The 6,157-nt window shown below is 72.3% G+C and carries 6 protein-coding genes; 4 read left to right on the top strand and 2 right to left on the bottom strand.

Features of this window, described 5'->3' with window-relative positions:
* Positions 1 to 74: 74 nt before the first annotated feature.
* Both ACZ7G1_RS09270 and ACZ7G1_RS09275 read right to left on the bottom strand, forming a co-directional pair.
* On the bottom strand, positions 75 to 1,112 hold the full coding sequence (locus ACZ7G1_RS09270; protein WP_470880635.1) for an NAD-dependent epimerase/dehydratase family protein: 1,038 nt from the start codon (positions 1,110 to 1,112) through the stop codon (positions 75 to 77).
* A gap of 17 nt (positions 1,113 to 1,129) precedes the next feature.
* Positions 1,130 to 2,080, bottom strand: a complete 951-nt coding sequence (locus ACZ7G1_RS09275) for a ScbA/BarX family gamma-butyrolactone biosynthesis protein (RefSeq protein ID WP_470880633.1) — start codon at positions 2,078 to 2,080, stop codon at positions 1,130 to 1,132.
* 120 nt (positions 2,081 to 2,200) lie between these two features.
* Between ACZ7G1_RS09275 and ACZ7G1_RS09280 the strand changes: the two genes are divergently transcribed.
* From ACZ7G1_RS09280 to ACZ7G1_RS09295, 4 genes are all read left to right on the top strand, one after another.
* The gene (locus ACZ7G1_RS09280; protein WP_470880631.1) at positions 2,201 to 2,875 is read left to right on the top strand and encodes a ScbR family autoregulator-binding transcription factor; all 675 of its coding nucleotides are present in this window, start codon (positions 2,201 to 2,203) and stop codon (positions 2,873 to 2,875) included.
* A gap of 202 nt (positions 2,876 to 3,077) precedes the next feature.
* A complete protein-coding gene (locus ACZ7G1_RS09285) occupies positions 3,078 to 4,229 on the top strand; it encodes an acyl-CoA dehydrogenase family protein (protein ID WP_470880629.1) in 1,152 nt (383 codons plus the stop codon).
* 28 nt (positions 4,230 to 4,257) lie between these two features.
* Positions 4,258 to 5,043 carry an electron transfer flavoprotein subunit beta/FixA family protein gene (locus ACZ7G1_RS09290; RefSeq protein WP_382873964.1) on the top strand — a complete coding sequence of 262 codons (786 nt, stop codon included), beginning with the start codon at positions 4,258 to 4,260 and terminating at the stop codon, positions 5,041 to 5,043.
* Positions 5,044 to 5,082: 39 nt separating this feature from the next.
* On the top strand, positions 5,083 to 6,039 hold the full coding sequence (locus ACZ7G1_RS09295; protein ID WP_470880627.1) for an electron transfer flavoprotein subunit alpha/FixB family protein: 957 nt from the start codon (positions 5,083 to 5,085) through the stop codon (positions 6,037 to 6,039).
* Positions 6,040 to 6,157: the final 118 nt, after the last annotated feature.

Genomic DNA, 6,157 nt, shown 5'->3' on the forward strand with positions numbered 1-6,157 from the left:
CGAGCGCGTGGGTCCGGCCCCCGTCCGAGTCCGCCCCCGCGCCCCGTCGGCCAGGCCCCGCCCCGCCCCGCCCGTCAGGTCCCGGCGAGGAACCCGCGGTACCAGGCGAGGTGCTCCGTGATGCCGTCGGCGTACACCGGGCCCGGGTCGCAGCCGAGTTCGCGCCAGGGGCGGTCGTCGTCGAACCAGTGGTCGGGGACGAGCATGGCGAGGTGGTGCAGCGCGAAGGGGAGGTCCGCGACGAGCGCGCGGGCCTCGTCGGCGCCCACCACCGGCCCGCGGGCCGGCCCCGACCGGCCCGCGAGGAGCTCCTCGCAGGGGGCGAGGAGTTCGGCGATCGGCACCGGCTCGGGATGACCGACGTAGTACGCCCCCGGCCGCGTCCGCTCCGAGAGCGCGGCGTCGAGCAGGACCCGGGCCAGCGCGTCGACCCCGATCACGGAGTGCAGCGAGGCGCCCGCGTCGAGCGGGCCTGGCAGCGCCGCGAGCAGCTTGACCAGACCCGGCACCAGGAGCCGGTCCCCCGCGCCGTACACGAAGTGCGGGCGCAGCACGGTCCCGCCGGCGTCCAGGACGTGCCGCTCGCCCGCCGCCCGTGTGCGGCTCGTCGCCGAGCCCGGCGCGAGCGGGAGGGTGCCGGGGGCGGCGGCCCGGAAGGGGCCGCGGCCGTGGACGGAGGCGGTGCTGAGCGCGACGATCCGGGTCACGCCCGCGCGTACGGCCGCGTCGACCAGGGCCCGGGTGCCCTCGTCGTTGACCGCGCGGGCCGACTCCTCGTCCGCGCCGATCGCCGAGGCGCAGTGGACGAGGACGTCGACTCCCTCGCAGGCGCGGCGGAGTGAGGCGGGGTCACGGAGGTCGCCGAGGACGGTCTCGGGCCGTGGCGAGCGCGCGTCCCGCCCGCTCCGACCCGAATCAGGTCGGCCGTCCTGGTTCCGCTCTCCGGTGAGGGCGGCGGCGACCGCGGGCGGCGTCACGGGGTTGTCGGCCGCCCGCGGAAGAGGGCGGCGGGTGAGCAGTCTGAGGGGGCCGGCGTCGGGCCGCGCCGCGGCCGTCGCGGCCACCCGGCCGCCGATGAAGCCGGTCGACCCGGTGATCAGGATGCGAGGCACGGTCGTTCCCGTCCCGGTCAGCTCGCCAGTCGGCGGTCGAAGCGGCCGGAGGCGGCGGCCAGGAAGCGGGACGGGGAGGTGAGGGTGGCGGCGAAGACGGACCGGCCGTCCTGCCGGCCCTCGATCCGGACGGTGTCCACCCAGGGGTCGGTCGTGGGCAGGATCTCCGCCTCGACCCAGCAGGGGCTGTCGAGTTCGGCGTACCGCGAGAAGGAGACGTCCATGCCGGTGGGCAGGTAGGCGGCGGAGCCGAGGGTCATCGCGGCCGCCTGGCGGGCCGCCTCCAGGAGCAACATGCCGGGTATGTGGTCGTTCGGGCGGCGGAAAAGGGTGGTGTGCCCGGTGTTGACCCGCACCTGCCACTGTCCGGGCCTGTCGCCGGGGGCCAGGACGACGTCCCTGGCGTGTTCGCGGCCGACCAGGTGCGGGGCGACACCGGGGATCAGCGGGACGTGCTTGCCGAGCGCGGCCATCCGCTCGCCGCGGATGCGGCGGTAGGCCTGGGCGGAGGTGGCGCGGGCCAGGGCGCCGCCGGTGGCGAGGTGCCGGCCGTCGCGGGTGAGGGTGATGAGGGTGCGCAGGTTGCCGAGGCGGCCGCCGCGCCTGCTGAGCTCGGAGCAGACGACGTCGAGGGTGATGTCAGAGGAGAGGCCGTCCACGGCAAGGGCGTCGGCGTCGGCGGTGTAGTGGAGGCCCCACATGACGAACTGGTCCTCGACGGGTACCCCCAGCTCGGCGTGAGCCACGAGCATGGTCGCCTGACGTATCGTCTCGGCCACGAGAACGGGGTCGTGCCGGTCCCCTGCCACCGGCGAGAAGAAGGGATGCGCGGCAGGCCAGTGCGCCGAGACGGAGAACCGGTCGGCGCGCAGCTGTGTCCAGCCCGTGGGGATGATGTCAGCGGGGTCGGCTCGGTGTACGAACTCCCCTGGGACGTGTGCCGACGCACCGCGAACGTCTTGCTCCATGGATAACCCCTTGCGTCCCCGCGCCCCGGGCGGTATGTCCGCCCTGCCTAGAATACGTACAGCCCGGTTTTCTTTTCAATGCTTCACGTCACACGTAGAGCACAGACAGCAGGAGGCGCCTTGGCGCAGCAAGCGCGTGCAATCAAGACCCGTCGGGCGATCTTGGAGGCGGCCGCGACCGTGTTCGCCGAGCGCGGTTACGAGCGGACCACCATCGGGGAGATCCTGGTGCGCGCCGGGGTGACCAAGGGGGCCCTGTACTTCCACTTTGCATCCAAGGAAGAGGTCGCGCTGGGCGTCCTCGGTGCCCAGATGCTGGACGTGCCGCTGGCCCCGCGGACCATCAAGCTCCAGGAACTCGCGGACCAGTGCTTCCTGCTCACCCACCGCCTGCAGCACGACGCCCTGGTACGCGCCAGCGTCGCCCTGGCCCTGGACAGTGGCGCCACGGGCGTCGACCGGGTCGGCGCGTTCATGGCGTGGGTGGAGCAGGTGTCGGACATCCTGACGATCGCGAAGGCCCGGGGGGAGCTCCTCGTGCACGTCAACCCGACCGACACCGCCAAACTCTTCTCCGGTGCCTTCACCGGGGTCCAGACCATGTCCCAGATTCTGTGCGACCGCGAAGACCTGGCGTACCGGGTCTCGGTCCTTCTCAACCACTTCATGCCGAGCATCTGCACGCCCGCGCTCCTCACCAGTCTCGACCTGACGGAGGGGCGTGTCCGCGAGCTCGGCGAGGAGTACGAGGCCGCGCAGCTCCGCCGGACCCGGGAGCTCTCGGCGGACACGTAGGGCCGGCACAGCAGGCCGCAAGAACCGACCGGACGGTTCTTTGAGCGCCCCGACGCGGACAGCGTCGGGGCGCTCTGCTGTCGCGTGGCTGCGCTGTGGGGGCTGCTGCCGGGGGCTCCACCGCCGAGTCAGTCTGGCGTCATGGCACTGAGTGTGTTTTGCTGAGGGTACTCAGTGCCACAAGCGTCTAGGGGACCACATCATGGGCAAGGACTTCGACCTGTATCGGCCCTCCGAGGAGCACGACATGCTCCGGGAGTCGGTCCGCGCGCTCGCGGAGGCGAAGATCGTTCCGTTCGCGGCGGCGGTGGACGAGGAGGGCCGGTTCCCGCAGGAGGCGCTGGACGCGCTGGTCGCCAATGACCTGCACGCGGTGCACGTCCCGGAGACCTACGGCGGTGCGGGCGCGGACGCGCTGGCCACGGTGATCGTGATCGAGGAGGTCGCGCGCGCGTGCGGCTCGTCCTCGCTGATCCCGGCGGTCAACAAGCTGGGCTCGCTGCCGGTGATCCTGTCGGGCTCGGAGGAGCTCAAGCACAAGTACCTCGCGCCCCTCGCCCGTGGTGAGGCGATGTTCTCCTACGCGCTCTCGGAGCCGGACGCGGGTTCGGACGCGGCCGGCATGAAGACCCGTGCGGTGCGCGACGGCGACTTCTGGGTCCTCAACGGCGTGAAGCGGTGGATCACCAACGCGGGCGTCTCGGAGTACTACACCGTGATGGCCGTCACCGACCCGGACAAGCGCTCCAAGGGCATCAGCGCCTTCGTCGTGGAGAAGTCCGACGAGGGCGTGTCCTTCGGCGCCCCGGAGAAGAAGCTCGGCATCAAGGGCTCCCCGACCCGCGAGGTCTACCTCGACAACGTCCGCATCCCCGCCGACCGCATGATCGGCGCCGAGGGCACCGGCTTCGCCACCGCGATGAAGACCCTCGACCACACCCGCATCACCATCGCCGCCCAGGCCATCGGCATCGCCCAGGGCGCCCTCGACTACGCCAAGGGCTACGTCAAGGAGCGCAAGCAGTTCGGCAAGCCGATCGCCGACTTCCAGGGCGTGCAGTTCATGCTCGCCGACATGGCCATGAAGCTGGAAGCGGCCCGCCAGCTCACCTACGCCGCCGCCGCGAAGTCCGAGCGGGTCGACGGCGACCTCACCTTCTTCGGCGCCGCGGCCAAGTGCTTCGCCTCCGACGTCGCCATGGAGGTCACCACCGACGCCGTCCAGCTCCTGGGCGGCTACGGCTACACCCGCGACTACCCCGTCGAGCGCATGATGCGCGACGCCAAGATCACCCAGATCTACGAAGGCACCAACCAGGTCCAGCGCATCGTCATGGCCCGCAACCTCCCGTAACCACCAGCCTCTCGAAAGGAGACAGGCCGTGACCCTGAAGATCGCTGTCTGTGTGAAGTACGTCCCCGACGCGACCGGCGACCGCGGTTTCGCCGACGACCTGACGACCGACCGCGAGGCCGTCGACGGCCTGCTCTCGGAGCTGGACGAGTACGCGGTCGAGCAGGCCCTCCGCATCTCGGAGGAGTCCGACGACGCCGAGGTCACCGTCGTGACCGTGGGCCCGGACGACGCCAAGGACGCGCTGCGCAAGGCGCTTTCGATGGGCGCCGACAAGGCCGTCCACGTCAACGACGAGGACATCCACGGCTCCGACGTCATCGCCACCTCCGCGATCCTGGCCAAGGCCCTGGAGAAGACCGGCTTCGACCTGGTCGTCTGCGGCATGGCCTCGACCGACGGCACCATGGGCGTGCTGCCCGCGCTGCTCGCCGAGCGGCTGAGCCTGCCCCAGGTCACCCTGCTGTCGGAGCTGTCCGTCGAGGACGGCCTGGTGAAGGGCCGCCGTGACGGCGACGCCGCCACCGAGCTCCTGGAGGCCCCGCTGCCGGCGGTCGTCTCGGTCACCGACCAGTCCGGCGAGGCCCGTTACCCCTCCTTCAAGGGGATCATGGCCGCCAAGAAGAAGCCGGTCGAGGAGCTGGACCTGGACGACCTGGACATCGACGCGGACGAGGTGGGCCTGGCCGGGTCCTGGACCCTGGTCGACACCGTCGCCGCCCGTCCGGCCCGTACGCAGGGCACGATCGTCACGGACGAGGGCGACGGCGGCAAGCAGCTGGCCGCCTTCCTCGCCACCCAGAAGTTCATCTGACCCACCGTCGTTCCCTCACCCACACAGGAGCTATGAAACATGGCTGAGATCCTGGTTCTCGTGGACCACGCCGACGGTGCGGTCCGCAAGCCGGCCCTCGAACTGCTCACCCTGGCCCGCCGGATCGGCGAGCCGACCGCGGTCGTCCTCGGCGCCGGCGAGGCCGCCGCCTCGATCGCCGCCACGGCCGGCGAGTACGGCGCGGCCACCGTGTACGTCGCGGACGGCGCCGAGTTCACCGAGCAGCTGGTCGTCCCGAAGGTCGACGCGCTGACCCAGCTCGCGAAGGAGAAGGAGGTGGCCGCCGTCCTGGTGACCTCCTCCGGCGAGGGCAAGGAGATCGCGGCCCGCGTCGCGCTCCGCCTCGGCTCCGGTCTGATCACCGACGCCGTGGAGCTGGAGGCCGGCGAGAACGGCCCGGTCGCCACCCAGTCCGTCTTCGCCGCCTCGTACCAGGTGAAGTCGACGGTCTCGCACGGCGTCCCGGTCATCACGGTCAAGCCGAACTCCGCCGCCCCGGAGGCCGCCCCGGCCGCCGGCACGGTCGAGAACGTGACCGTCGCCTTCACCGGCAACGCCGCGAAGGTCGTCTCGCGCACCCCGCGCGTCTCCACCGGCCGTCCCGAGCTGACCGAGTCCGCGATCGTGGTCTCCGGCGGCCGCGGTGTCGGCGCGGCCGAGGGCTTCGCGGTCGTCGAGAAGCTGGCCGACTCGCTCGGCGCGGCCGTCGGCGCCTCCCGCGCCGCCGTGGACGCCGGCTGGTACCCGCACTCCAACCAGGTCGGCCAGACCGGCAAGCAGGTCTCGCCGCAGCTGTACGTGGCGGCGGGCATCTCCGGCGCGATCCAGCACCGGGCCGGCATGCAGACCTCGAAGACGATCGTCGCGGTCAACAAGGACCCCGAGGCCCCGATCTTCGACCTGGTCGACTACGGCGTGGTCGGCGACCTCTTCGAGGTGCTGCCGCAGCTGACGGACGAGATCGGCGCCCGCTGACCGTCCGGTCCCGCACCACGCGAGAGGGGGGGGGGGGGGGGGGGGGGGGGGGGGGGGGGGGGGGGGGGGGGGGGGGGGGGGGGGGGGGGGGGGGGGGGGGGGGGGGGGGGGGGGGGGG

The sequence above is a fragment of the Streptomyces sp. NPDC037273 genome, from assembly GCF_055603625.1.

Coding starts and splice junctions, on each gene's coding strand:
- ACZ7G1_RS09275 (WP_470880633.1), bottom strand. CDS start 2,080: ATGGAGCAAGACGTTCGCGGTGCGTCGGCACACGTCCCAGGGGAGTTC.
- ACZ7G1_RS09295 (WP_470880627.1), top strand. CDS start 5,083: ATGGCTGAGATCCTGGTTCTCGTGGACCACGCCGACGGTGCGGTCCGC.
- ACZ7G1_RS09285 (WP_470880629.1), top strand. CDS start 3,078: ATGGGCAAGGACTTCGACCTGTATCGGCCCTCCGAGGAGCACGACATG.